The 26497-nt window shown below is 72.1% G+C and carries 19 protein-coding genes and 1 pseudogene; 5 read left to right on the top strand and 15 right to left on the bottom strand.

The window, feature by feature from the left end:
- Positions 1-16: 16 nt before the first annotated feature.
- The 6 genes from KBY32_RS16880 to hrcA all read right to left on the bottom strand — a co-directional run bounded on the left by KBY32_RS16880 (position 17) and on the right by hrcA (position 8041).
- Positions 17-3232, bottom strand: a complete 3216-nt coding sequence (locus tag KBY32_RS16880; protein ID WP_210980622.1) for a S41 family peptidase — start codon at positions 3230-3232, stop codon at positions 17-19.
- Positions 3233-3307: 75 nt separating this feature from the next.
- On the bottom strand, positions 3308-3844 hold the full coding sequence (locus tag KBY32_RS16875; protein ID WP_115508777.1) for a hypothetical protein: 537 nt from the start codon (positions 3842-3844) through the stop codon (positions 3308-3310).
- Between the two features lie 85 nt (positions 3845-3929).
- Positions 3930-4685, bottom strand: coding sequence for a 16S rRNA (uracil(1498)-N(3))-methyltransferase (locus KBY32_RS16870; protein ID WP_210980621.1), 756 nt, complete (start codon positions 4683-4685; stop codon positions 3930-3932).
- Entirely contained in the window at positions 4682-5809 is a 1128-nt protein-coding gene (locus KBY32_RS16865) for a nitronate monooxygenase (RefSeq protein WP_210980620.1), read from the bottom strand. Before KBY32_RS16865 ends, KBY32_RS16870 begins: the two co-directional genes overlap by 4 nt.
- 78 nt (positions 5810-5887) lie before the next feature.
- Entirely contained in the window at positions 5888-7024 is a 1137-nt protein-coding gene (gene dnaJ, locus KBY32_RS16860) for a molecular chaperone DnaJ (protein WP_115508780.1), read from the bottom strand.
- Positions 7025-8041, bottom strand: coding sequence for a heat-inducible transcriptional repressor HrcA (gene hrcA / locus KBY32_RS16855; protein ID WP_055620965.1), 1017 nt, complete (start codon positions 8039-8041; stop codon positions 7025-7027).
- A 330-nt stretch (positions 8042-8371) separates the two neighbouring features.
- On the opposite strand from hrcA, the gene KBY32_RS16850 reads away from it, so the two are divergent.
- Together KBY32_RS16850 and KBY32_RS16845 are read left to right on the top strand one after the other, a co-directional pair.
- On the top strand, positions 8372-9115 hold the full coding sequence (locus tag KBY32_RS16850; RefSeq protein WP_210980619.1) for an MBL fold metallo-hydrolase: 744 nt from the start codon (positions 8372-8374) through the stop codon (positions 9113-9115).
- A 31-nt stretch (positions 9116-9146) separates the two neighbouring features.
- Complete coding sequence (locus tag KBY32_RS16845; protein ID WP_210980618.1) at positions 9147-9959, top strand: DUF3097 domain-containing protein; 813 nt, start codon at positions 9147-9149, stop codon at positions 9957-9959.
- On the opposite strand, the gene KBY32_RS16840 is transcribed toward KBY32_RS16845, so the two are convergent.
- The 3 genes from KBY32_RS16840 to KBY32_RS16830 form a co-directional block, all read right to left on the bottom strand.
- Complete coding sequence (locus KBY32_RS16840; protein ID WP_079033556.1) at positions 9937-10515, bottom strand: Uma2 family endonuclease; 579 nt, start codon at positions 10513-10515, stop codon at positions 9937-9939. The genes KBY32_RS16845 and KBY32_RS16840 overlap by 23 nt on opposite strands.
- A gap of 99 nt (positions 10516-10614) precedes the next feature.
- A complete protein-coding gene (gene hemW, locus KBY32_RS16835; protein WP_210980617.1) occupies positions 10615-11847 on the bottom strand; it encodes a radical SAM family heme chaperone HemW in 1233 nt (410 codons plus the stop codon).
- A gap of 27 nt (positions 11848-11874) precedes the next feature.
- Entirely contained in the window at positions 11875-14112 is a 2238-nt protein-coding gene (locus KBY32_RS16830) for an ATP-binding SpoIIE family protein phosphatase (RefSeq protein WP_247689575.1), read from the bottom strand.
- Between the two features lie 102 nt (positions 14113-14214).
- On the opposite strand from KBY32_RS16830, the gene KBY32_RS16825 reads away from it, so the two are divergent.
- Positions 14215-18297, top strand: coding sequence for a HAMP domain-containing protein (locus tag KBY32_RS16825; RefSeq protein WP_210980616.1), 4083 nt, complete (start codon positions 14215-14217; stop codon positions 18295-18297).
- An 11-nt stretch (positions 18298-18308) separates the two neighbouring features.
- Entirely contained in the window at positions 18309-18884 is a 576-nt protein-coding gene (locus tag KBY32_RS16820) for a two-component system response regulator (protein WP_115508786.1), read from the top strand.
- 30 nt (positions 18885-18914) lie between these two features.
- On the opposite strand, the gene KBY32_RS16815 is transcribed toward KBY32_RS16820, so the two are convergent.
- On the bottom strand, positions 18915-20789 hold the full coding sequence (locus tag KBY32_RS16815) for a long-chain fatty acid--CoA ligase (RefSeq protein WP_210980615.1): 1875 nt from the start codon (positions 20787-20789) through the stop codon (positions 18915-18917).
- A 238-nt stretch (positions 20790-21027) separates the two neighbouring features.
- The gene (lepA, locus tag KBY32_RS16810) at positions 21028-22896 is read right to left on the bottom strand and encodes a translation elongation factor 4 (protein ID WP_055620903.1); all 1869 of its coding nucleotides are present in this window, start codon (positions 22894-22896) and stop codon (positions 21028-21030) included.
- 239 nt (positions 22897-23135) lie between these two features.
- Here lepA and rpsT point away from each other — a divergent pair, with 239 nt between their 5' ends.
- Entirely contained in the window at positions 23136-23402 is a 267-nt protein-coding gene (rpsT, locus tag KBY32_RS16805; RefSeq protein ID WP_053750780.1) for a 30S ribosomal protein S20, read from the top strand.
- A 271-nt stretch (positions 23403-23673) separates the two neighbouring features.
- Here the strand turns inward: rpsT and KBY32_RS16800 are convergent.
- From KBY32_RS16800 to KBY32_RS16785, 4 genes and pseudogenes are all read right to left on the bottom strand, one after another.
- Positions 23674-24072 (bottom strand): annotated as a pseudogene (locus KBY32_RS16800) (nuclear transport factor 2 family protein).
- Positions 24073-24223: 151 nt separating this feature from the next.
- The gene (gene holA / locus KBY32_RS16795; RefSeq protein WP_208645844.1) at positions 24224-25213 is read right to left on the bottom strand and encodes a DNA polymerase III subunit delta; all 990 of its coding nucleotides are present in this window, start codon (positions 25211-25213) and stop codon (positions 24224-24226) included.
- A 113-nt stretch (positions 25214-25326) separates the two neighbouring features.
- Positions 25327-25572: a hypothetical protein gene (locus KBY32_RS16790; protein ID WP_210980614.1), complete on the bottom strand. Its 246-nt coding sequence runs from the start codon at positions 25570-25572 to the stop codon at positions 25327-25329.
- Between the two features lie 95 nt (positions 25573-25667).
- Positions 25668-26495: an arylamine N-acetyltransferase gene (locus KBY32_RS16785; protein WP_210980613.1), complete on the bottom strand. Its 828-nt coding sequence runs from the start codon at positions 26493-26495 to the stop codon at positions 25668-25670.
- Between the last annotated feature and the right edge of the window lie 2 nt (positions 26496-26497).

Below are 26497 nucleotides of genomic sequence, written 5' to 3'. Positions count from 1 at the left end.
GATCGCGCGGCGCCCCTCAGCGCTCCGGCAGGGCCGGCGGGGTCTTCGCCGGACGGGTCTCCAGCGCCTCCAGCGCGAGGCGGATCGCCTCGTCCAGCTGCGCGTCCCGGCCCGCCACCCAGTCCTGCGGGCGCTGGACCACCTCCACGTCCGGGTCGACCCCGTGGTTCTCCACGTCCCAGCCGAACCCCTCCAGCCAGATGGCGTACTTGGGCTGGGTGACCAGGGTGCCGTCGACCAGGTGGTAGCGGCTGTCGATGCCGATGACCCCGCCCCAGGTGCGGGTGCCGACGACCGGGCCCAGGCCGAGCGCCTTGATCGCCGCGTTGACGATGTCGCCGTCGGAGCCGGAGAACTCGTTCGCCACGGCCACCACGGGACCGCGCGGCGCGTCCATGGGATAGCTGTTCGGCCGCATGCCGCGGGGCATCTCCCAGCCGACGATGCGCCGGGCGAGCTTCTCCACGACCAGCTGCGAGGTGTGCCCGCCGCCGTTCTCCCGCACGTCGACCACCAGGCCCTCGCGGGTCACCTCGACCCGCAGGTCGCGGTGGATCTGCGCCCAGCCGGGCGCCTGCATGTCCGGCACGTGCAGATAGCCGAGCCGGCCGTCGGACCGCTCGTGGACGTACGCCCGCCGGTCCGCGACCCACGCGTGGTAGCGCAGCGGCTGCTCGTCGGCGACCGGGACGACGACGGTGTGCCGGGCGTCCCCGCCGCCGGCCGGCGCGATCGTGAGCTCCACCGGCTTGCCCGCGGTGCCGACCAGCAGCGGTCCCGGCCCGGTCACCGGGTCCACCGGCATCCCGGCCACCGCGGCGATCGCGTCCCCGGGGCGCACGGCGACGCCCGGCGCGGCCAGCGGCGCCCGTGCCTCCGGGTCGGAGGTCTCCGACGGCAGGATCCGGTCGATCCGCCAACTGCCGTCCTCGTGGCGGGAGATGTCCGCGCCGAGCAGGCCCTGCCGGGGCCCGCCGCCGTAGCCGCGCGAGCCGACGTACGCGTGCGAGGTGCCGAGCTCGCCCTGGACCTCCCACAGCAGGTCGACCAGGTCGTCGTGGGTGGCCACCTTGTCCAGCAGCGGCCGGTAGCGGTCGAGGACGCCCGCCCAGTCGACGCCGTTCATGTCGGCCCGCCAGAAGTGGTCGCGCATGATGCGCCCGGTCTCCTCGAACATCTGGCGCCACTCCGCCGCCGGGTCGACGCGCCGGCGGACCCGGCCGAGGTCCACGGTGATGTTCGAGTCGCCGTCCTCGTCGCCGGAGGCCCGCCGGTCGCTCGGGACGACCTTGAGCCGCCCGTCCGTCCACAGCAGCACGCGCCGGCCGTCGCCGCTGACCTCGAAGTGGTCGGCGTCGTCGGCGAGATGCTCCACCCGCCGCTGCACCAGGTCGTAGCGCTCCAGCTCGGTCTTCGGCTCGGGGTCGTCGAGGCTGGCCCGGGCCGCGCCGAGCGCGCCCTGCACGGGATGCCGCAGCCACAGCACACCGTCCTTCGCGGCCCGCAGATGCGAGTAGCGGGCGGCCTCGACCGGGAAGGGCACGATCCGGTCGGCGAGGCCCTCCAGGTCGATCCGGGTGGCCGGGGTGCCCTCGCTGTCGGGGGTCTCGTCCTTGTCCGGGGCGTCGAAGGCGCGTCCGTGCCGCTGCGGGCCGAACGGCGACGGGGTGGTCGCGGCGAGCGTGATCAGATGCGGCCGGGAGCCCACCACGAAGGCGAGGTCGAAGACGTGCTCGTCGTAGACGGGGTCGAAGGCCCGGGTGGACAGGAACACCAGGTGCTTGCCGTCGTGGGTGAACGCCGGCGCGTAGTCCCGGAACCGCAGCGGGGTCGCCTCGGACACCGACAGATCGGTGGTGTTGGCGAGCTTCAGCTGGGACAGCGGGTCGGGGCCGGGGTGCGCCCAGGCGAGCCAGGCCGAGTCGGGCGAGAACACGAGCCCCGAGACGTTGCCGTCGGCGCTGCGCTCGACCTCGCGGACCTCGCCGCTGTCCCGTTCGACGAGCAGGAGCCGTCCGTCGTGCACGGCGACCGCGGCCCGGCTGCCGTCGGGGGCCATGGCGAGCTCCAGCACCCGTCCGAGCCGTCCGGCGGCGAGCCGGCGCGGGGTGGCGCCCGGCGCGAGACCGGTGGCCGGGGCGAACTCGAGGGCGTCCTCGCCCTCCGCGTCCGTCACCCACACCACCCACTCCTCGCCGTCCGTGCGGAAGGTGCGCGGCAGCCGGGCGCGGACGCCGGGCTCGGCGGCGAGGGCGCGGGCGGGTCCGGAGCGGTGGGTGACCCAGTGGACGCTGCCCCGGACGGTGACGGCGCTGCCGCGCGCGGTGTGGTCGGGGGACGCGGAGCCGAACCAGCGGGCGGCGTTCAGCACATACGGCCGCCGGTCGGTGCGCTGACCGCCGAGCCGGACGGCGAGGCGCCGCGGCTCGGCCGTGTCCAGGTCGTCCAGCAGCCACAGGTCGCCGGCGCTCGCGTAGACGACCCGGGAGCCGTCCCCGGCGGCTTGCCGGGCGTAGAAGCCATCGATCGGAGTGTGGCGGCGCAGGTCGGTGCCGTCGGCGAGGGACGAGTACAGGGCGCCCACGCCCTCGTGGTCGGAGAGGAACGCGACCCGGTCGCCCACCCACAGGGGGCACTCCAGGTTCCCGTCCAGCTCCTCGTGCAGCCGGACGAATGCGCCGTCGCCGTCGCGGTCGATCCACAGCTTGCCCGCGGTGCCGCCCCGGTAGCGCTTCCAGCGGGCGGCCTCCAGACCCATCGGCGCGGAGCCGAGCAGCAGCCGCGGCCCGTGCACGACGTCGCCGACGGGCCCGTACGGCAGGGTGGTGGCGGGTCCGCCGTCCAGCGGGACGGCCTGCGCCCAGGTGCGGCGGCTGCCGGCCTGACCCCAGGTGCTGGTGGCGAGGACCCGGCCGTCCGGGGTCCAGCCCCGGACCCGGGTGCGCGGGCTGCCCCAGTGGGTGAGGCGGGTCGAGGGGCCGCCGTCGACCGGCGCGATGTGCACCTCGGGGGCGCCGTCGCGGGTCGACGTCCAGGCGACGGTGGTGCCGTCGGGCGAGATGCGCGGCGAGGTGACGGGGACGTTGTCGGCGCTGACCCGCCAGGCGCGACCGCCGTCGAGCGGGGCGAGCCAGACGTCGTCCTCCGCGGTGAACGCGACGAGGTCGCCGTGCAGATGCGGGTACCGCAGGTAGGCGGGCGGGACCGGGGTGGAGGTCGCGGGCTGTGTCACGCGATCACCCTAGGGAAGGGCGGGGGCCGCGGACAGGGCTTCGGGGCAGTTCCCCACGGTCCGGTGGCCGACCGCTCACTTGCCCTCCGGCCAGCAGTTCGGGCGCTCCTGGCAGTACACGGTCTTCGTCACGGTGACGGTGACGGTCGGGCCGGGCTGCTGCCCGCCGTCGCCGGGCCCCACCGGGGACGGGGTGCTGTCGCACCGGCCGAGTCCGTTGACGTGGAACCACTCCTTGCCGCCGACCTCGGCGACCAGATCGCCGCGTACGCAGGAGCCGCTGACGGCGCGGGTGATGCGGCCGGTGACGGTGATGTCCTTGCCGTCGGAGGTCTCGCCCTCGCAGTCGACCTTGACGACCGTCCGCTCGCCGGCCTGCGGCGAACTGCCGCCGCTCCCGCCGTCGTAGGAGCCCGTGCAGTTCAGCCACTGCACGTCGGCCTTCTGCCGCTCCAGCTCCTTGGTCACGGTCTGGTCGGTCGTGAAGGCCACGGACGCGGCGCTCAGCCCGCCCGGATCGCAGGCGGCGATGCCGCCGGCTCCGAGCACGGCGAGCGCCGTGACGGCGATCCCTCGTGCCGCACGGCCCCGGATCCTGTGCGATACCCCCATGGGAGGGCAGCCTGCCACTGTCCCGCGCGGCGCGGTAGGGCGCATACGGCCACTGTGGGCTCCCCTCCCCCGGCGGCGCGCTCGGTCAGGACCAGCGGCCGGTGCGGCCCAGCAGCAGGGCCGTCGCGGCGGTCCCGGCGGTGGAGGTGCGCAGCACGGAACGCCCGAGCCGGTACGCCGACGCGCCCGCCGCCTCGAACAGGGCCAGCTCCTCGGGGGAGACGCCCCCTTCGGGTCCGACGACGAGCACCAGGTCGCCGTCGGCGGGCAGTTCGGCGGTCGCCAGCGGCCGGCTGCCGTAGTCCCGGTCCTCGTGCAGCACGGCGGCGAACGCGGCCTCCGCGAGAAGACCGGCGACCTGCTTGGTCGTCGCCGCCTCCGTGACCTCGGGGAAGCGGACCCGGCGCGACTGCTTGCCGGCCTCGCGGGCGGTGGCCCGCCATTTGCCGAGGGCCTTCGCGCCGCGCTCGCCCTTCCACTGGGTGATGCAGCGCGAGGCCGCCCACGGCACGATCCGGTCGACGCCGGTCTCGGTCATGGTCTCGACGGCCAGTTCGCCCCGGTCGCCCTTGGGCAGGGCCTGCACGACGGTGATCGTCGGCCGTGGGGCGGGCTCCTCCGCGACGGCTCCCAGGTCGACGACGAGCCGGTCCTTGCCCTCGGCGGCGGCGACGACGCCCTCGGCCCAGTGCCCGAGCCCGTCGGTGAGGACGACCTCCTCGCCGGGCCGCAGCCGCTTCACGGACACGGCGTGCCGGCCCTCGGGCCCGTCGAGGACGTAGGGACCGCGCGGGGCCCCGGTGGGCTCCAGAGTGTCGACGACGAAGACGGGCGCGGTCATCGGGAAGGTCCCTTCGGGTGGGCGGACAACGCTGTCGAGGCCGCCTCGAGCTCGGCTGCCAGGACCTCCACGAGCCGGCCCGCGGGCAGCTCCCGGGCCTGGCGGTGGCCCTGCCCGGCCCACAGCGCCATGCCCTGCGCGTCACCGGAGGCGGCGGCCTTCTTGCGCAGCGGCGCGGTCAGGTGGTGCACCTCGGGGTAGGCGGCGGGGGCGTACGGGCCGTGCTCGCGCAGGAAGCGGTTGACGAGGCTGCGGGCGGGGCGGCCGGTGAAGGCGCGGGTCAGCTCGGTCCGGGTGAACAGCGGGTTGGTGAGCGCCTGCTTGTGCACGGCGTTCGCGCCGGACTCATGGGTGGCCAGGAACGCGGTGCCGAGCTGGGCGGCGGTGGCGCCGGCGGCGAGGACGGCGGCGATCTGGCTGCCCCGCATGATGCCTCCGGCGGCGACCACGGGGATGGTCACGGTCTCGCGGATCTGGGAGACCAGGGTCAGCACGCCGAGCCCGGCGCACTCGGCCTCCGGGTTGTCGCGGTGGGTGCCCTGATGGCCGCCGGCCTCGACGCCCTGGGCGATCACGGCGTCCGCGCCGGCCCGCTCGACGGCGAGGGCCTCGTCCGGGGTGGTGGCCGTGGCGAGCGTGAAGGTCCCGGCGCGCCGGAGGGACTCCAGCACGTCGGCGCCGGGGACGCCGAAGTGGAAGGAGACGACCGGCACCGGGTTGTCGAGCAGCACGGCGAGCTTGGCGTCGTAGCCGTCGTCCCGGCCGCTGTCGCGGTCCCCCAGCTCGGTCTCGTACCAGGCGGCCTCGCCGGCCAGCTGGTGGGCGTAGACGTCGACGGCCGCCGCATTGGAGGGTGCGGCGCCGGCCGCTCCGGTGGAGCCGGTGCTTGCACCGGGGTACTCCGGCTGGGGCATGAAGAGGTTGACCCCGAAGGGCCGCTGGGTCAGGCTCCGCAGCTGCTTGATCTCCTGGTACATCCCGTCGGCGGTCTTGTACCCGGCGGCGAGAAAGCCCAGCCCCCCGGCCTCGGACACGGCGGCCGCGAGCTGCGGCACGGAGACGCCGCCGGCCATGGGTGCCTGCACGATCGGGTGAGGCAGGAGATCGGTCAGTGCGGAGGACATGACGGCATGTTGTCACGTCCCCCGAACAAGTCCGAATCGGCCCTTCCCCTTGCGGGGCAAGGGATCGGGCCGTCCGGGTCAGCGTCCGTTGAAGGCGTCCTTCAGGCGCGAGAACAGCCCCTGCTGACCGGGCTGGAACTGGCCCTGGGGCCGCTCCTCGCCGCGCAGCTTGGACAGCTCGCGCAGCAGGCGCTCCTGCTCCGGGTCGAGCTTGGTCGGGGTCTGCACCTCGACGTGGACGATGAGGTCGCCCCGGCCGCCGCCGCGCAGATGCGTGACACCGCGGCCGTGCAGCGGGATCGACTGGCCGGACTGGGTGCCGGGCCGGATGTCGACCTCCTCCATGCCGTCCAGCGTCTCCAGCGGCACCTTGGTGCCGAGGGCCGCCGCCGTCATCGGGATGGTGACGGTGCAGTGCAGGTCGTCGCCGCGCCGCTGGAAGGTGCTGTGCGGCAGCTCGTGGATCTCGACGTAGAGGTCGCCGGCGGGACCGCCGCCGGGGCCGACCTCGCCCTCACCGGCGAGCTGGATCCGGGTGCCGTTGTCGACACCGGCCGGGATCTTGACGGTGAGGGTGCGGCGGGACCGCACACGTCCGTCGCCCGCGCACTCCGGGCACGGCGTCGGGACGACGGTGCCGAAGCCCTGGCACTGCGGGCAGGGCCGCGAGGTCATGACCTGGCCGAGGAAGGACCGCGTCACCTGCGACACCTCGCCGCGGCCGCGGCACATGTCGCAGGTCTGGGCGGAGGTGCCGGGGGCGGCGCCCTCGCCGCTGCAGGTGTTGCAGACGACGGCGGTGTCGACCTGGATGTCCTTCGTGGTGCCGAAGGCCGCCTCGTCGAGCTCGACCTCCAGCCGGATCATCGCGTCCTGGCCGCGCCGGGTCCGCGAGCGCGGGCCCCGCTGGGAGGCCGTGCCGAAGAACGCGTCCATGATGTCGGAGAAGTTGCCGAAGCCGCCGGCGCCGAAGCCGCCCGCGCCCTGGCCGCCCGCCTGGGACAGCGGGTCGCCGCCGAGGTCGTAGACCTGCTTCTTCTGCGGGTCCGACAGCACCTCGTAGGCGGCGTTGATCTCCTTGAACCGCTCCTGGGTCTTCGGGTCCGGGTTGACGTCCGGGTGCAGCTCGCGGGCGAGCCGCCGGAAGGCCTTCTTGATCTCTTCCTGCGACGCGTCGCGACGCACGCCGAGCACGGCGTAGTAGTCCGTGGCCACCTACGACTCCGCCAGGATCTGTCCGACGTAACGTGCCACTGCGCGTACCGCTCCCATCGTTCCCGGGTAATCCATGCGGGTCGGTCCGACCACGCCGAGCTTGGCGACTGCCTCGCCGCCCGAACCGTAGCCCACCGACACGACGGACGTGGAGTTGAGTCCCTCGTAGGCGTTCTCGTGCCCGATGCGCACGGTCATGCCCGAATCCCCCGCCTCGCCCAGCAACTTGAGGAGCACGACCTGCTCCTCCAGGGCCTCGAGCACCGGCCGGATGGTGAGGGGGAAGTCATGTCCGAAGCGGGTCAGATTGGCGGTGCCGCCGATCATCAGCCGCTCCTCGTTCTCCTCGACGAGTGTCTCCAGGAGGGTGGAGAGCACGGTCGAGACGGTGCCGCGGTCCTCGACGTCGAAGGCCTCGGGCAGATCCTCGACGAGCCGGGGCACGTCGGTGAAGCGCCGGCCGGCGACCCGGCTGTTCAGCCGGGCGCGCAGGTCCGCGAGCGAGGCCTCGCCGACGGGGGCCGGGCAGTCGATCATCCGCTGCTCGACCCGGCCGGTGTCCGTGATCAGGACGAGCATCACGCGCGCGGGGGCGAGCGAGAGCAGCTCGACGTGCCGGACGGTGGACCGGGTCAGCGACGGGTACTGCACGACGGCGACCTGCCGGGTGAGCTGCGCGAGCAGCCGCACCGTGCGCGCGACGACGTCGTCGAGGTCGACGGCGCCGTCGAGGAAGTTCTGGATGGCGCGCCGCTCGGGCGGGGTCATCGGCTTCACACCGGCGAGCTTGTCGACGAAGAGCCGGTAGCCCTTGTCGGTGGGGATGCGCCCGGCGCTGGTGTGCGGCTGCGCGATGTAGCCCTCGTCCTCCAGGGCCGCCATGTCGTTGCGTACGGTCGCCGGGGAGACGCCGAGGTTGTGCCGCTCGGTGAGCGCCTTGGAGCCCACCGGCTCCTCCGTCCCGACGTAGTCCTGGACGATCGCGCGCAGCACCTGGAGCCTGCGTTCACTCAGCATCTCGCGCACACCTCCAGCGGTCGGTCCCCTTGACACCCTTCCTGGCACTCTGTCCGTCCGAGTGCCAGCCGTCCCCGGCCAGTGTACGGCGGTGGGGTACACCCCGGGCAAGGCCGGTCGGTTTCACCTCCGTGCTCGGCAGGGGTGTGTTGGTTAGCGCTGTGACCGGAAAGGTTTGCCGGGAAGCTCGCGGCGTCCGGTGCGGTGCATCGCAAGGCGGAGCATGACCCGTGTACTGGATGTACTCGGGTGATGCGACAACGCGGCGAGGTGCCGTACCGGGCGCCGCGAGCCGGTGAACCTTTCCGGTCACAGCGCTAGCGTCGCGGTATGACGGTGACTTGGGAAGAGCTGGGGTGGGAGCGGTTGGCGGACGGGGTGGGCCGGTGCCGTCTGCCGGGGTGGGACTGCACCGTGGGGCTGGTGGCGGGCGACGGAGCGGCGCTGGCCGTCGACGCCGGGTCGAGCCTCGCGGAGGGGGCGCGGCTGCGGACGCAGGCGCAGTGGCTCACGGGTCACCGTGTGACCCATCTCGCGCTGACCCACCCCCACTTCGATCATGTCTTCGGCGCCGCGGCGTTCGCGGGCGCGGAGGTCTACGGGCCGGTGGGCATGGAGACGGTCCTGGCGGGGCGGCACGCACGCGAGGAGCTGCGCGCGGACGCGGTGCGCCACGGCCTGGACGCGGCGGCGGCCGAGGGGGCGGCGGACGCGCTGGTCGTGCCCCGCCATCCGGTGAGCGGCGAGTGGACGCTGGACCTCGGCGGCGGGCGGCAGGTCCTGCTGGCGAACGTGGGTCCGGCGCACACGGCGCACGATCTGGTGGTGCTGGTGCCGGGCCGGCTCCCCGGCGACCCGGAGGTGGTGTTCTGCGGCGATCTGGTGGAGGAGTCGGGGGAACCGCAGGCGGGCCCGGACGCCGTGCCCTCGCACTGGCCGGCCGCGCTGGACCGGCTGCTGGACCTGGGCGGTGAGAACGCGCTGTACGTACCCGGACACGGAGCGGTGGTGGACGCGGAGTTCGTCCGGCGCCAGCGCGACGGGCTCGCCGCCAGATTCGGCGTGTCGCGGTGACCGTGGGGCCGGTTCTCCTATCGTCATCCGAATGCGCCAGTACTCCCCGGACCTGACCCCGCCCTGGAAGAAGCCCACGTCCGTGCCCGAGGTCCCGGCGGAGCCGGGCTTGGTGGTCGAGGAGCCCGGTACGGGCTTCTGCGGCGCGGTGATCCGCTGCGAGGCGGGCACGGTCACCCTGGAGGACCGCTTCGGCAAGCACCGGGTGTTCCCGCTGGAGCCCCGGGGCTTTCTGCTGGAGGGCCGCGTGGTCACCCTGGTGAGGCCGGCGGCCGGTCCGGCCCGCCCGGCGCGTACGGCGTCCGGCTCCGTGGCGGTCCCCGGCGCGCGGGCGCGGGTGGCCCGGGCGGGGCGCATCTATGTGGAGGGCCGGCACGACGCCGAGCTGGTCGAGAAGGTGTGGGGCGACGACCTGCGCATCGAGGGCGTGGTCGTGGAGTACCTGGAGGGCGTCGACGACCTGCCGTCGATCGTTGCGGACTTCGCGCCCGGCCCCGACGCGCGGCTGGGCGTCCTGGTGGACCACCTGGTGCCGGGCTCGAAGGAGTGGCGGATCGCACAGGCGGTGACCAGCGAGCACGCGCTGGTCGTCGGCCACCCGTACATCGACATCTGGGAGGCCGTGAAGCCCTCGTCCCTGGGCATCGAGTCCTGGCCCCGGGTCCCGCACGGCCAGGACTGGAAGAAGGGCGTCTGCCGCGCCCTGGGCTGGCCGCCGGACAACACCGGCGCGGTCTGGCAGGCCATCCTGAAACGGGTCGGCTCCTACAAGGACCTCGAGCCGGAGCTGCTGGGCCGAGTGGAGGAACTGATCGACTTCGTCACGGATAGCGGTGGGGCTTGACGCCGGGGAAGGTACCGAACTCGGTGGTGTCGAGTTCGAGCCCGAGTTCCTCCAACGGCAAGGGCGCCCCGAACTTGGTGACCTGCTGCCGCTGGTAGTCGGCGTCGTCCCTCCTCCCCACAGGCCTCGTCAGCAGGACGCACTGCGCCATGATCGGATCCACGATGAGGTAGACGGGCACCTTGCCGGCAGCGTAGATCGACCGCTTGATCTCGTAGTCGCGTTGGATGCTGGTCCGGGAGACGACCTCGACGACCATGGTGACCAGAGAGGACGGCAGCAGGGAGCCCGAAGCGGGCCTGGCCGCACGCTCGAGAACCACGAGGTCCGGTACTGGCTCACTGGCCTCGTCGGGGATGTCGATGTCCTGGGTCTGCAGGCGGGACCACCGCTTACGGGGGATCTGGTCCAGCACGTCTTCCACGATCATGTTGTGCACAAGATCAGGGCTGGCCATCATCACGATTTCCCCCCGGAGAAGCTCGACCCTGACGCCCTCGGGAGGCTCAAGTTCCTCGAAGTACTTGGTCATCCCACGCTCGTCCACAGCGGTCATCTCCGTGGCCCTCCACATCCGCCGCGTCCTTTTGGCGGCAGCCTACGAACCAGGTTAGGACCGAACCGGCGTTCCGGGGGGATTCACTCGCCGGAGGGGTCAGTCCACCAGGTCACGGACCACCGCGTCGGCCAGCAGCCGTCCTCGCAGGGTGAGGACCGCCCGCCCCTCGGCGTACGGCTCTTCCTGCAACAGCCCCTCCTCCAGCGCCCGGCGCGAAGCCGCCAGGCCCTCCTCGCGGAGCAGGTCCAGCGGGACGCCCTCGCGCAGGCGCAGCTCCAGGAGGATGCGTTCGACGCGCCGGTCCTCCTCGGACAGCAGCTCGCGGCCGGCGCCCGGGGAGCGGCCCTCCGCCAGGGCCGCCGCGTAGGCGCCGGGGTGCTTGACGTTCCACCAGCGGACGCCGCCGACGTGGGAGTGGGCGCCCGGACCCGCGCCCCACCAGTCGGCGCCGCGCCAGTACAGCTCGTTGTGCAGGCAGCGGCCCGCCTCGGAGGTCGCCCAGTTGGAGACCTCGTACCAGTCGTAGCCCGCCTCGGACAGGACGGACTCGGCGATCAGATAGCGGTCGGCGTGGACGTCGTCGTCGGTCATCGGGACCTCGCCGCGGCGGATGCGCCGGGCCAGCTGGGTGCCCTCCTCGACGATCAGGGCGTACGCCGACACATGGTCGGGCCCGGCGCCGATCGCCGCCTCCAGGGAGGCCCGCCAGTCGTCGTCCGACTCGCCCGGGGTGCCGTAGATCAGGTCCAGGTTCACATGGTCGAAGCCGGCCGCGCGGGCCTCGGCGACACAGGCCTCGGGGCGGCCGGGGGTGTGCGTGCGGTCGAGGATCTTCAGGACGTGCTGCCTGGCGCTCTGCATGCCGAACGAGATCCGGTTGAAGCCGCCCTCGCGGAGCGTGGCCAGATAGGCCGGGTCGACCGACTCCGGGTTGGCCTCGGTGGTGATCTCCGCGTCCGGCGCCAGCCCGAACTCGTCGCGGATCGCCCCGAGCATCCGTACGAGGTCGCCGGCGGCCAGCAGGGTGGGCGTACCGCCGCCGACGAAGACCGTGCGGACCTCGCGCGGGTCGTCGCCGAGCACCTTGCGGGCCAGGCGGATCTCGTCGACGAGGGTCTCGGCGTAGTTGTCCCGGGACGCCAGGACGCCGCCGCTGCCGCGCAGCTCGGTCGCCGTGTAGGTGTTGAAGTCGCAGTAGCCGCAGCGGGTCGCGCAGTACGGGACGTGCAGATAGAAGCCGAGGGGGCGGTCGGCCGCGCCGGTGAGCGCGTGCGCGGGCAGCGCGCCGTCGGCGGGGACGGGCTCGCCGTCGGGGAGTGCGGAGGGCATGGGCTCCATTGTCCCGCACCGCGCGCGCTACTCGGCCTGCAGCACCAGCAGCGCGAGATCGTCGTCCGGCGGGCGGCCGCCGAACTCGTGCACCAGCCTGCGGATGCGCTCCGCGATCAGCTCGGCGTCCAGGCCCGCGCAGCCGGCCAGGGCGGTCGCGAGGCCGTCGCCGTCGTCGAACTGGCGGGAGCCGCTGCGCCGCTCCGTCACCCCGTCCGTCACACAGAGCAGGGTGTCGCCGGAGCGCAGCTCGAAGGTCTCGCTGGTGTACGTGGCGTCCTCGAAGACGCCGAGCAGGGTCTGCGGCTGGGCTGCGGTGTGGACCTCGCCGTCCTCGCCGAGGAGGAGGGGCAGCGGGTGCCCGGCGGAGCCGAGCGTGCAGCGGACGCCGCCGTCGAACGGGGTGAGCTCGCCGTACAGCAGGGACAGGAAGCGGGTCTGCGGGCCGTCGCCGGGCGCGACGGGTCCGACGAGGGCGCGGGCGGCGGCGTCGGCGGCCTCGGTGGCGTCGTCCAGGAGCAGCTGGTTGAGGCGGTCGAGGACGTCGGCTACGCGGTAGCCCTCGCGGGCGAGCAGCCGCAGCCAGGGGCGGGCGATGCCGATCACCACGGCCGCCTCCGGCCCCTTGCCCTGGACGTCGCCGATGGCGAAGCACCAGCGACCGTCGCCGGCCGGGAAGAGGTCGTAGAAGTCGCCGCTCGGGCCGCCCTTGTCGCACGGCTCGTAGACCAGCGCGCTGGCCACGCCGGGGATCTTCGCGACGGCGCCGGGCAGCAGCCCGCGCTGGAGTACCCGGCTGATGGTGGCCTGCCGGGCGTACTGGCGGGCCGCGCCGATGGCGAGGGCCACCCGCCGGCCGAGGTCCTCCACGAGCCCGGTGATCTCGTCGGGGAAGCTCGTCACGCCGGCCCGTCCGATGACCAGCGTGCCCAGCGGGCGGCCCCCGGCGATCAGGCGGTACGCGAGCGCGGTGCCCCGCGCGCCGCGGGCGCCGAGCGCCGTACCGGGCCAGGGGTGGGTGACGGGCCCGGTGCGGTGGTCGTCCGCCGGGCACGGGGGCTCCTTCTCCAGTGCGCGGCGCAGTTCCTCGATGTGGTTCTCCGAGGCGTGCCAGACGCGGGCGAGGCGGGGGCCGGCGCCGTCCACCGGGCCGCTCCCGCCGGAGCCGGGGTGTCCATGGCCCCACCGCCCGGCGACCTCGTCCTCCAGCCACACCGCGCACCAGTCGGCGAGCCTCGGCACGATCAGCTGGCCGGCGAGCGCGGCGACCAGGTTCTCGTCGAGCTGCCCGGCGAGCAGGTCGGACGCCTCGGCGAGGAAGGACAGGGCGCCGCGGTCGAGCCAGTCCCGCTCCCGCTCCCCGCGATGGGGGTGCTCCCCGGGGTGGTCGCCGGGATGGCCCCCGGAGTGGGCGCCGGCCGGATCGGGCGGTTCGGACGGGGGCGGCTCCGGCGCGAGGATCTCGGCGACACGCAACCCGTCGTCCGGCGTGTGCTCCCCCGTGCCGGGGTGCCGGCCGTCCCGGTCCGCCAGGGGGTCCTCGGGGGGCAGCCTGGCCCACACGGTCTTGGCCCCGGTGCGGTAGGTGACGCCCCAGGACTCGGCGAGCCGGGCCACCAGGCGCAGTCCGCGCCCGTGCTCGGGGGTGTCGTACGGCCCGTCAGGCTCCGTGTCGCGCGGGGCGCGCGAGGGGTGGTGGTCCTGGACCTCGACGACCAGGGCGCCGGTGTCCGGCTCCAGCCGGCAGGTGAGCTGGACGTCCGTGCCGGCGTGGACGACGGCGTTGGTGACGAGTTCGCTGACGGCCAGGACGGCGTCCTGGATCTGGCGGTCATGGATGCGGTCCACGCCGGGGAGGCCGGAGGCCGCCCACTCGGTCAGGGCCGAGCGCACGAGGGTGCGGGCGGTGCCCGGGGAGAGGGGGCTGCCGGGGAGGGTGGCGCGGGTCTCGGCGGTCGGTAAGGGGTGCGCGGGGGCGTCGGCCGGGCGGGCGGGGGCGTCCGTCGGGCGGGCGGGGGCGTCCGTGCGATGCCCAGGGGCGTCCGTCGGGCGGGCGGGGGCGTCCGTGCGATGCCCAGGGGTCTCCGCGCGCTGCGCGGGCGCGTCCGTAAGGTGCGCCGGCGCACCGCCGCGCGGGCTTCCGTGCGCAGGCGCGCTCGGGGCGTGCGCGGGCGCGTCCAGGGCGCGAGGGGGCGCGTCCTCCGGGTGCGCGGGCGCATCAGAGGCACGGGTGACGGTCTCCCGTTGCACCGGAATGGCCCCCATCGACAGCTCCCCGAGCAGTTCGAACGAATACGCCTCGGACGACGCCGACAGAGTGACAGACTGGCCGCGCCCATAAGCACCGAGTTACCGAAGTGGGCCGCCATGAGTGAGAACCGTGCTACGCCTGTGCTCGAAGACGGACCGATTGACGGCCGAATTCGAGCGGCGGAGCTGCGCCCCCTGCTCGCCGCGATGACCGCGGCGCGCGACGGCGACTTCCGCAGGCTCCCTGAGACCGGGGACGGCATGGTGGCCGAACTGACCGCCGTCTTCAACCAGATCATGGACCGCAGCACCCACTTCAACGGGGAGATGCAGCGGGTCAAACGGGAGCTGGTGCGCTACGGCCGGCTCGACGAGCGGCTCTCGGCGAGCCCGGGCCAGGGCGACTGGACGACCCGCGTCGACGACGTCAACGTCGTCCTGGACGCCCTCGTGGCACCGGCCGCCAACGCGACCCGGGTCCTCGACGCGGTGGCGGGCGGCGACCTCACCCAGCGCGTCGACCTGCACGACGGCAGCCGCCAGTTGCGTGGCGATCTGCGCCGCCTCGGCCGGGCCGTGAACACGATGGTCGACCAGCTCTCCCTGTTCACCGGCGAGGTGACCCGGGTGGCCCGCGAGGTCGGCACCGAGGGCCGGCTCGGCGGCCGCGCCAAGGTGCGCCGATTATCGGGCAGTTGGCGGGACGTCACCGAGGCGGTCAACACGATGGCGTCCCGGCTGACGGCCCAGGTGCGGGACATCGCCCTGGTGACGACGGCGGTGGCGCGCGGCGATCTGACCCGTACGGTCACCGTGGAGGCGACCGGCGAGCTGCTGGAACTGAAGCTGACGGTCAACACGATGGTCGAGCAGCTCTCCGCGTTCGCCGACGAGGTGACCCGGGTGGCCCGCGAGGTCGGCACCGAGGGTCAGCTGGGCGGCCGGGCCCAGGTCCGGGGCGTGTCCGGGGTCTGGAAGGACCTCACCGACAACGTCAACTTCATGGCGTCGAACCTCACTTCACAGGTCCGCAACATCGCCCAGGTCACCACCGCCGTCGCCAACGGCGACCTCAGTCAGAAGATCACCGTCGACGCCAAGGGCGAGATCCTGGAGCTGAAGTCGACGATCAACACCATGGTCGACCAGCTCTCCGCCTTCGCCGATGAGGTCACCCGCGTCGCCCGCGAGGTCGGCACCGAGGGCAACCTCGGCGGCCGGGCCCAGGTCCGCGGCGTCTCCGGGGTCTGGAAGGACCTCACCGACAACGTCAACTTCATGGCGGACAACCTGACCTCGCAGGTCCGCAACATCGCGCTGGTGTCCACCGCCGTCGCCCAGGGCGACCTGGGCAAGAAGATCACCGTGGAGGCGAAGGGCGAGATCCTGGAGCTGAAGTCGACCATCAACACCATGGTCGACCAGCTCTCCGCCTTCGCCGACGAGGTCACCCGCGTCGCCCGCGAAGTCGGCACGGAGGGCAACCTCGGTGGTCAGGCCCAGGTCCGCGGCGTCTCCGGCGTCTGGAAGGACCTCACCGACAATGTCAACTTCATGGCGCTGAACCTCACTTCACAGGTGCGCAACATCGCCCAGGTGACGACGGCCGTAGCCAACGGCGATCTCTCGAAGAAGATCACGGTCGACGCGCGCGGCGAGATCCTCGAACTCAAGGACACCGTCAACACGATGGTGCAGCAGCTGCGCGCCTTCGCCGACGAGGTGACGCGGGTCGCCCGCGAGGTCGGCACCGACGGCCGGCTCGGCGGCCGGGCGCAGGTGCTGGGGGTCTCCGGGGTCTGGAAGGACCTCACCGACAACGTCAACTCCATGGCGGACAACCTGACCTCGCAGGTCCGCAACATCGCCCAGGTCACCACCGCCGTCGCCAACGGTGACCTGTCGAAGAAGATCGACGTCGACGCGCGCGGCGAGATCCTGGAGCTGAAGACCGCCATCAACACGATGGTCGACACCCTCTCCTCCTTCTCCTCCGAGGTCACCCGGGTGGCCCGCGAGGTCGGCTCGGCCGGACAGCTCGGCGGGCAGGCCCGGGTGGAGGGCGTGTACGGCACCTGGAAGCGCCTGACGACCAACGTCAACGAGCTCGCCTCGAACCTCACCACACAGGTCCGCGCGATCGCCGAGGTGGCCTCCGCCGTCGCCCAGGGCGACATGTCCCGCTCGATCACGGTCGAGGCGCGCGGCGAGGTCGCCGAGCTGAAGGACAACATCAACCTGATGGTGGCCAACCTGCGCGAGACGACCCGCGCCAAGGACTGGCTGGAGTCCAACCTGGCCCGGCTCGCCGCGCTGATGCAGGGCCACCGCGATCTGATGGAGGTCGCCGATCTGCTGCTGCGCGAGCTGACGCCGCTGGTCAACGCCCAGTACGGGGCGTTCTTCCTGGCCGACCCGGACGAGGAGGACGCCGCGCTGCCCACCACCGTGCCAGGCAAGGGGCTCGCGTTCATCGCCGGCTACGGCTCCGCTCAGGGCACCACGCTCGAGACCGGCGGTCTGCCGGTGCACGGGCTGGTCCGGCAGGCGGCGCGGGAGAAGAAGCGGATCCTGGTCGAGGAGGCCCCGCCGGACTACATCAGGATCGCGAGCGGGCTCGGCGAGGCCGCCCCCACCAGCGTCGTCATCATCCCGATCCTGTTCGAGGACAAGCTCCTCGGGGTGATCGAGCTGGCGTCGTTCTCCCGCTTCTCCGATGTGCACCTGGCGTTCTTCGACCAGTTCGTGAACACCATCGCGGTCGCCATCAACACGATCATCGCCAACTCCCGTACGGAGTCGCTGCTCGGCGAGTCTCAGCGCCTGGCCCGGCAGCTCCAGGAGCGCTCGGACGAACTCCAGATGCAGCAGGCGGAGCTCCAGCGCTCCAACGCCGAACTGGAGGAGAAGGCGGCCCTGCTCGCGACCAGCTCGCAGTACAAGTCGGAGTTCCTGGCGAACATGTCGCACGAGCTGCGCACCCCGCTGAACTCGCTGCTGATCCTCGCCCGGCTGCTCTCCGACAACCCGGACGGGCGGCTGTCCGACCAGGAGGTGCAGTTCGCCACGACGATCCACCGCTCCGGCTCGGACCTGCTCCAGCTGATCAACGACATCCTGGACCTGTCGAAGATCGAGGCGGGCCGGATGGACGTACGCCCGAAGCGGCTGCCGCTGATCAAGCTGCTGGACTACGTCCACGCCACGTTCCGCCCGCTCACCCTGGACCGGGGGCTCGCCTTCGAGGTGCGGGTCGGCGAGGACGTGCCGCGCGAGATGTACTCCGACGAGCAGCGCCTCCAGCAGATCCTGCGCAACCTGCTGTCCAACGCGATCAAGTTCACCGCGTCCGGCAAGGTGGAGCTGCGGGTCGGCCGGGTACGCGATCCCGACGCCGAGAGCGAGGAGATCATCGCGTTCGCGGTGACGGACACCGGCATCGGCATCGCGCCGGAGAAGCTGCCGGTGATCTTCGAGGCGTTCCAGCAGGCCGACGGCACCACCAACCGCAAGTACGGCGGCACGGGGCTCGGTCTGTCCATCAGCCGCGAGATCGCGGGCCTGCTGGGCGGCCGTATCGTCGCCGAGAGCGAACCGGGGAGCGGCTCCACGTTCACCCTGTACGTGCCGGTCGTCAGCCCCGGACACTCCATGACCGGCGCGCTGGGCGAGCAGCGGCTGCCACCGGTGCCGCAGCAGCTGTCGGCGGAGCCGTTCGCGGCGCTCCACGAACCGGACGACTCCTGGCCGGCACCGGCCAAGCTGGAGTCCTGGCAGACCGGGCGCCCGGGCCGGGTGCTGCCGGGGCGCAGGGTGCTGATCGTCGACGACGACATCCGCAACGTCTTCGCGCTCACCCATGTCCTCGGCCGGGTCGGGATGCCGGTCTTGTACGCGGAGAACGGCCGTGAGGGCATCGAGACGCTGGAGCGCGCACCGGACGTCGAGCTGGTCCTGATGGACATCATGATGCCGGAGATGGACGGCTACGAGACGATCTCCGCCATCCGCCGCACCCCGCGCTGGGCGGACCTGCCGATCGTCGCCCTGACCGCGAAGGCGATGCCCGGCGACCGGGAGAAGTCCATCGCGCGGGGCGCCAACGACTACGTACCGAAACCGGTGGACGTGGACCAGCTGCTCACCGTCGTCTGCGACCTCCTGGACCCCGAAGAGGTCCCGTCCACCATCACCGAATGAGGCTTTTTCCCATGATCGCTGAGGCAACGGCCGACGAGCGTGCCGGCATCCTTCTGGTCGACGACATGGAGGACAACCTGATCGCCCTGGAGGCCGTGCTCGGGTCCCTCAACGAGCCTCTCGTCCGGGCGCGGTCGGGTGAGGAGGCGATGAAGGCGCTGCTGCGGCAGCGGTTCGCGCTGGTGCTGCTCGATGTGCGGATGCCGGGCATGGACGGCTTCGAGACCGCCGCGAACATCAAGCGGCTCGACCAGACCAAGGACGTCCCGATCATCTTCCTGACCGGCGCGGACGACGAGCCGGGCTTCGCGTTCCGCGGGTACGCCACGGGGGCCGCCGACTATGTGACGAAGCCGTTCGACCCGTGGGTGCTGCGCGCCAAGGTCAGCGTGTTCCTGGAGCTGCACCGCAAGAACGAGCAGCTGGCCCGGCTGCTGGCGCGCAGGCCGCCGCGGGGCACCGAGTTCCTCATACGCCTGGACGCCCTGGAGCGGGAATTGGACCGGCAGGACCCCCCGGACACCGCGACGCTGCGCGACCGGGTCCGGGAGCTGCGGGAGCTGGCCACCGGACCGCACGGCACCTGACGGGCGCCGTGCGGTCCCCCGCCGGAGAGGTCAGGCCTCCCGCGTGCCCGCGTACATCTCCTCGATGAGGTCCTTGTACTCGCGCTCCACGACGGGCCGCTTGAGCTTGAGGCTCGGGGTGATCTCGCCGTGCTCGACGTCGAGGTCGCGCGGCAGCAGCCGGAACTTCTTGATCGTCTGCCACTTCTGCAGCCCGGCGTTGAGCTGCTGCACATAGGCGTCGACCATGGCGACCGTCTCCGGTGCGGCCACGATCTCGGCGTACGACTTGCCGGCCAGCCCGTTCTCCTCGGCCCACGGCTGGAGGGCGACCTCGTCCAGCGCGATCAGCGCGGTGCAGAAGTTCCGGTCGGCGCCGTGCACGAGGATGTTCGAGACGTACGGGCAGACCGCCTTGAACTGGCCCTCGACCTCGGCGGGCGCGATGTACTTGCCGCCGGACGTCTTGATGAGGTCCTTCTTGCGGTCGGTGATGCGCAGATAGCCGTCCGGGGACAGCTCGCCGATGTCACCGGTGTGGAACCAGCCGTCGGCCTCCAGCACCTCGGCGGTCTTCTCGGGCAGCCCGTGGTAGCCCTGCATGATGCCGGGGCCGCGCAGCAGGATCTCGCCGTCCTCGGCGATACGGACCTCGGTGCCGGGCAGCGGCTTGCCGACCGTGCCGGTGCGGTACGCCTCGCCCGGGTTCACGAAGGACGCGGCGGACGACTCGGTGAGGCCGTAGCCCTCCAGGATGTGGATGCCGGCGCCGGAGAAGAAGTAGCCGATCTCGGGCGCGAGGGCGGCCGAGCCGGAGACGCAGGCGCGCAGGTTGCCGCCGAACGCCTCGCGGATCTTGGCGTAGACGAGCTTGTCGGCGACGGCGTGCTTGGTGCGCAGTCCGGCCGGGGCGGTCGCGGTGCCGGTGCGCCGGAAGTTGTCCTGGGTGACCTTGGCGTACTCGCGGGCGACGCCCGCGGCCCACTGGAAGATCTTGTACTTGGCGCCCCCGCCGGCCTTCGCCTTGGCGGCGACGCCGTTGTAGACCTTCTCGAAGATGCGCGGCACGGCGGCCATGTAGGTCGGCTGCACGATCGGCAGGTTCTCGATGATCTTGTCGACCCGGCCGTCGACGGCGGTGACATGGCCGACCTCGATCTGGCCGGAGGTGAGCACCTTGCCGAAGACGTGGGCGAGCGGCAGCCACAGGTACTGCACGTCGTCCCCGCTGACCAGACCGGTCGCCGCGATCGCCTTGGCCATGTACGACCAGTTGTCGTGCGGCAGGCGCACACCCTTGGGGCGGCCGGTGGTGCCGGAGGTGTAGATGAGGGTGGCGAGCTGGTCCTTGGTGATCGCGCCGACCCGCTGCTTGATCAGCCCGGGCTCCTTCTCCAGCCGGGCGGCGCCGCGCGCTTCCAGCTCGGAGAGGGCGATCACCCAGTCGTCGGTCTCGACGCCGGCCGGGTCGACGACCACGACCTGGAGGAGCTGCGGCAGCTCGGTGCGCTTCTCGCGCGCCTTGGCGACCTGCGCCGCGTCCTCGGCGATCAGCACCCGGCTCTCGGAGTCCGCGAGGATGAACGCCGACTCCTCGGCGTTGGTCTGCGGATAGACGGTGGTCGTGGCCGCGCCGGCGCACATGATGCCCAGGTCGGCGAGGATCCACTCGATCCGGGTGGAGGAGGCGAGAGCCACGCGCTGCTCGGGCTGGACCCCCAGCTCGATGAGCCCGGCGGCGATGGCGTGCACCCGCTCGGCGGCCTGCGCCCAGGTCAGCGACTTCCAGTCGTCGGGGCCCTCCCCCGACGCGGGCGGAGTGGGATAGCGGTACGCCTCGGCATCCGGCGTGGCGGCCACGCGCTCCAGGAAGAGGGTCGCCACGCTCGGCGGACGGTTCTCGATCAGTGTCTGTGTGTCGCTCACGACATCCTCCGGGGGCCCGCGACGGTGCGGCTGGTTCCACGTTCCACTCGCGCTTGTTTAACTCGCGAGTAACTATCGAGCAGGGATCAGGTTAAAGGTCGACGGCCCCCTGCGTAAGAGCCTGCGCCCTGTCACTTCCTCCGAACGGGCACGACGCGCACACAAAAGGGCCCGCCGTGCTTTCGCACGACGGACCCTTCATGCGGCGATTTGCCGGGTCACGGAGTGTTACCCGTGGTTACTTCTTGCCCTTGCCCGACCCCGCGCTGTCATCGCTGCTCAGGACGGCGATGAAGGCTTCCTGGGGAACCTCCACGGAACCCACCATCTTCATCCGCTTCTTGCCTTCCTTCTGCTTCTCCAGCAGCTTGCGCTTCCGGGAGATGTCACCGCCGTAGCACTTGGCGAGGACGTCCTTGCGGATGGCGCGGATGGTCTCGCGGGCGATCACCCGGGAGCCGATGGCCGCCTGGATCGGCACCTCGAAGGCCTGCCGCGGGATCAGCTCGCGCAGCTTGGCGACGAGCCGCACCCCGTACGCGTACGCGGCGTCCTTGTGGGTGATCGCCGAGAAGGCGTCCACCTTGTCGCCGTGCAGCAGGATGTCGACCTTGACCAGGCTGGAGGTCTGCTCGCCCGTGGGTTCGTAGTCCAGCGAGGCGTAGCCGCGGGTCTTGGACTTCAGCTGGTCGAAGAAGTCGAAGACGATCTCCGCGAGCGGCAGGGTGTAGCGGATCTCCACCCGGTCCTCGGAGAGGTAGTCCATGCCGAGCAGGGTGCCGCGCCGGGTCTGGCACAGCTCCATGATCGAGCCGATGAACTCGGTGGGCGCGAGGATCGTGGCGCGCACGACCGGCTCGTACACCTCGTTGATCTTGCCCTCGGGGAACTCGCTCGGGTTGGTGACGGTGTGCTCGCTGCCGTCCTCCATCACGACCCGGTAGACCACGTTCGGCGCGGTCGCGATCAGGTCGAGGCCGAACTCGCGCTCCAGTCGCTCCCGGATCACGTCCAGGTGCAGCAGGCCGAGGAAGCCGACGCGGAAACCGAAGCCGAGGGCGGCGGAGGTCTCCGGTTCGTAGACCAGCGCGGCGTCGTTGAGCTGCAGCTTGTCCAGGGCCTCGCGCAGCTCCGGGTAGTCGGAGCCGTCCAGCGGGTACAGGCCGGAGAAGACCATGGGCTTGGGGTCCTTGTAGCCCCCGAGCGCCTCCGTGGCCCCCTTGTGCTGGCTGGTGACGGTGTCACCGACCTTGGACTGGCGGACGTCCTTCACACCGGTGATGAGGTAGCCCACCTCACCGACGCCCAGGCCGTCGGCCGGGAGCATCTCCGGCGAGTTCGTCCCGATCTCCAGCAGCTCGTGGGTGGCGCCGGTCGACATCATCTTGATGCGCTCACGCTTGTTGAGCTGGCCGTCGATGACACGGACGTACGTCACGACACCGCGGTAGGAGTCGTAGACCGAGTCGAAGATCATCGCGCGGGCGGGGGCGTCCGCGACGCCCACCGGGGCGGGCACCTCGGCCACGACCTTGTCGAGCAGCGCGTCGACGCCGAGCCCGGTCTTCGCGGACACCTTGAGCACGTCGCTCGGGTCGCAGCCGACCAGGTTGGCGAGCTCCTCGGCGAACTTCTCGGGCTGCGCGGCCGGCAGGTCGATCTTGTTCAGCACGGGGATGATCGTGAGGTCGTTCTCCATCGCCAGGTAGAGGTTGGCGAGGGTCTGGGCCTCGATGCCCTGGGCGGCGTCGACGAGGAGGATGGTCCCCTCGCAGGCGGCGAGCGACCGCGAGACCTCGTAGGTGAAGTCGACGTGCCCCGGGGTGTCGATCATGTTGAGGATGTGCGTGTTGCCGGGGTCGTGGGTGGGAGCCCACGGCAGCCGCACCGCCTGGGACTTGATCGTGATGCCGCGCTCGCGCTCGATGTCCATCCGGTCGAGGTACTGAGCACGCATCTGCCGCTGCTCGACCACACCGGTCAGCTGGAGCATCCGGTCGGCGAGCGTGGACTTGCCGTGGTCGATGTGCGCGATGATGCAGAAATTGCGGATCAGAGCCGGGGCGGTACGGCTCGGCTCGGGCACATTGTTAGGGGTCGCGGGCACGCAGGGTCCTGTCTCTTGAGGCGCCTTATGCCTCGGGTCGGATCGATACGTAGGTTCCATGGTCCCATGGGCGGCGACCTGGAGCGGGTTTGGGCCATTCTTCGGCCCACTGGTAGTCTGGGTGGCTGTGTCTCATGCCCTCTCAGCGCGAGGCACACCTTCAAGAAATCACCTGGTACGGGACCGGTCTCCGCTTCGGGAGGCCCCAGGCCCGTGCCTGAACCTGAAAAGGCTCATTCGTGGCGAACATCAAGTCCCAGATCAAGCGGATCAAGACCAACGAGAAGGCCCGGCTGCGCAACAAGGCCGTCAAGTCCTCCCTCAAGACCGCGATCCGCAAGGCCCGCGAGGCCGCTGCCGCGGGTGACGTCGAGAAGGCCACCGAGTACCAGCGCGCTGCCGCGCGTCAGCTCGACAAGGCCGTCTCCAAGGGCGTCATCCACAAGAACCAGGCCGCCAACAAGAAGTCGGCGCTTGCTTCGAAGGTCGCGACCCTCAAGGGCTGACACCTTTCTGATCTGACCGCCGGAGGGACTCGAGCGGGCCCTCTCTCATCCGCTCCCGTCCGGCACCCCCGGATCCGCACGCGGCCTGCGTTCGCCACGCGGGTGCGGATCCAGCAGCTTGAACCCGAAGGCCCCGGCGCCCACCCTTCCCCAGGGCGGGTGCCGGGGCCTTCGGCATGCCCCTGGGCGCGGGCAGCGCCAGAGTCGGCTTCGGCATGCCCTCGGGGCGGGTCAGCTCCAGAATCGGTTTTCGGCACGCTCTCGGGGCGGGTCAGCTCCAGAATTCGTCGGCCGTGTCGAGGTCCGCGACGCACTCGTCGAGATCGGTGATCTTGTCCCCGACGACCCGGAAGACGATGCCGCCGTCCTCTTCGATGTGCTTGTCGCCCCGGTCGGCGGTGAAGTGGTGCACGGAGACGGCATGCCCACGCCCGTCGACGAACACATTCCGCAGCTCCACGCGGAACGAGCCGCCCGTCTCCGCCTGGAGCCGGCCGTAGTAGCCGCTGAGAATCGCGTCGATCCCCTTGTGGTCCCCCGACAGCGGATGCGTACCGGGGACGTGGTGTGTGCAGTCCCCGGTCATCAGGGAGCGCAGGGTGTCCATGTCCCCGTTCTGGAACGCCGTGTACCCCTTTCACACGAGTGCGGCGTGCGGGTGCTCAGCCATCGTGATCGCCACCTTTCGCCGTCCGGCGACAACAGCTGATATGTCCGATTCTCCTCGCCCTGGGGATGCCTGTCGTTCGGATCAGGGGCCGGGGGGTGGGTGGGTGACGGGCGTCAGGATCGGCCGCGGGAGCGGGCGGCGCGGGCGGGCGTCAGGCGCGGCCGCGGGAGCGGGCGGCGCGGGCGATCGTCACGACCGCCTTCTCCAGGGCGTACTCCGGGTCGTCCCCGCCGCCCTTCACCCCGGCGTCGGCCTCGGCGACGGCCCGCAGCGCGACCGCGACACCGTCGGGCGTCCAGCCCCGCATCTGCTGGCGCACCCGGTCGATCTTCCAGGGCGGCATCCCCAGCTCCCGGGCCAGATCGGCGGGCCGGCCCCCGCGGGCCGAGGACAGCTTGCCGATGGCCCGCACGCCCTGTGCCAGCGCACTGGTGATCAGGACGGGGGCGACACCGGTCGCCAGCGACCACCGCAGCGCCTCCAGCGCCTCCGCCGCCCGGCCCTCCACGGCCCGGTCGGCGACGGTGAAGCTCGACGCCTCGGCCCGGCCCGTGTAGTAGCGCCCGACCACGGCCTCGTCGATGGTGCCCTCGACATCCGCGACCAGCTGGGTCACAGCGGACGCCAGCTCCCGCAGATCACTGCCGATGGCGTCGACCAGGGCCTGGCAGGCCTCGGGCGTCGCGGATCTGCCGGTCGCCCGGAACTCCTGCCGGACGAACGCCAGCCGGTCCGCCGGCTTGGTCATCTTCGGGCACGCCACCTCACGCGCCCCCGCCTTACGGGCGGCGTCGAGCAGCTTCTTGCCCTTGACGCCACCGGCGTGCAACAGCACCAGCGTGATCTCCTCGGCCGGGGAGGAGAGATACGCCGTCACGTCCTTGATGGTGTCCGCCGACAGGTCCTGCGCGTTCCGCACGACGACGACCTTGCGCTCGGCGAACAGCGACGGGCTGGTCAGCTCCGCCAGCGTGCCCGGCTGCACCTGGTCCGCGGTGAGGTCCCGTACGTCCGTGTCGGCGTCGGCGGCCCGCGCGGCGACCACCACCTCCCGCACGGCACGGTCGAGCAGCAGCTCCTCCTGACCCACGGCGAGGGTCACGGGGGCGAGGGGATCGTCGTTCGCAGTCTTCCTGGCCATCGCGTACAGCATGGCACGCGGGTACGACAACGCCGGCCGGTGCCGTGCCGCTGCCGTACCGCTGCCGCTGCCGCTGCCGCTGCCGCTGCCGCTGCCGGAAGACTTCCCGGCGGCTACGGCTCCTCGCGCCAGCCCTCCCACTCCCCCGCGAACGCGTCGAGCTCCGCGGGGTCGAGGCGCTCCTTCTCGTCGCGCAGCACCAGCAGCCACTGCGCGTCCTCGGCGTCGTCCTCGCCCGCGAGGGCGTCCCGCACCAGGTGCGGCTCCTCGTCGACGCCGAACCGCTCCCGCAGCGCCTCCGCCGCCTCCTCGGCCGCGTCACGGTCGGGCAGCACCAGCACATGTCTCACATCGCTCACGGGGCAATTCTCGGACACGGGGCGAAGGCCGGGAGCCGGGGGTGCGGGGGTGCGCGGGTGCCGGGGGCCGCGGCAGCGCTTGTGCCGCCGGCCCCTCACCCGTTCCCGCCCGGTGCCCGGACCGTCGGCACCCGGTCCAGCGCGATACCGAACCGGTCCCGGTACACCCCCAGTACCTCCTCGTCCGTGCCCAGCTCCCGCTCCGTACGGGTCCCGTCGGCCGCCGTCTCCTTGAACGTACGGCCGCTGAGCGTGATCCGCCCTCCCTCCCCGGTGACCCGCGAGCACACCAGCGACTGCGTGAAGTGCGAGGCGGGCGAGGTGCTGTGCCACCACGCGCCGGACACGAAGTCCGCGAGCACCCGGGGCCGCCGCTCCAGCCGGTACTCGGGCCTGCCGTCCATGACCACGTCCAGGTCCGCCTCCTGGCCGCCGCGCACCCCCGCCGCGTCCGGCCCGGCCTCGACGATCCGGAACACCCCCGCCGGATCCACCTGCTCCTCCCGGTCGCCGAGCGCCAGCGGGTGATGGCTGTGCGCCCCGAAGCCCACGTCCGCCAGCCAGGCGCCCCCGTCCGCCGTCCGGACCTCCAGTGCCATGTGGTCGTAAGGGATGCCGAGTCTCCCCTCGTTGCCGTGCACGCGCGCCGCGAGCAGCGTCACCTCGAAGCCGAGCGCGCCGAGCAACGCCCCGAAAGCGCCGTTCAGTTCGTAGCAGAACCCGCCGCGTCCCGCCCCCACCACCTTGTCCACCAGCCGCTTCTCCTCCAGGACGATCTCCTCGCCGAGGTGGATCGACAGGTTCTCGAAGGGCACGGTGCGCAGATGGCGCAGATGCAGCTCGCGCAGGGCGTCGGCGGTGGGCCGGGCCGGACGCTCGGCTCCCAGTCGGCTCAGGTAGGCATCGATCTCCACGGAATCCATGC

Origin of the sequence: Streptomyces sp. RK62 (assembly GCF_018070255.1) — a bacterium.
In the GTDB taxonomy this organism is placed as follows: Bacteria; Actinomycetota; Actinomycetes; order Streptomycetales; family Streptomycetaceae; genus Streptomyces; species Streptomyces nigra.
Note: the sequence above shows the minus strand (reverse complement) of the source record. Positions and strands in the feature narration are given on the sequence as shown.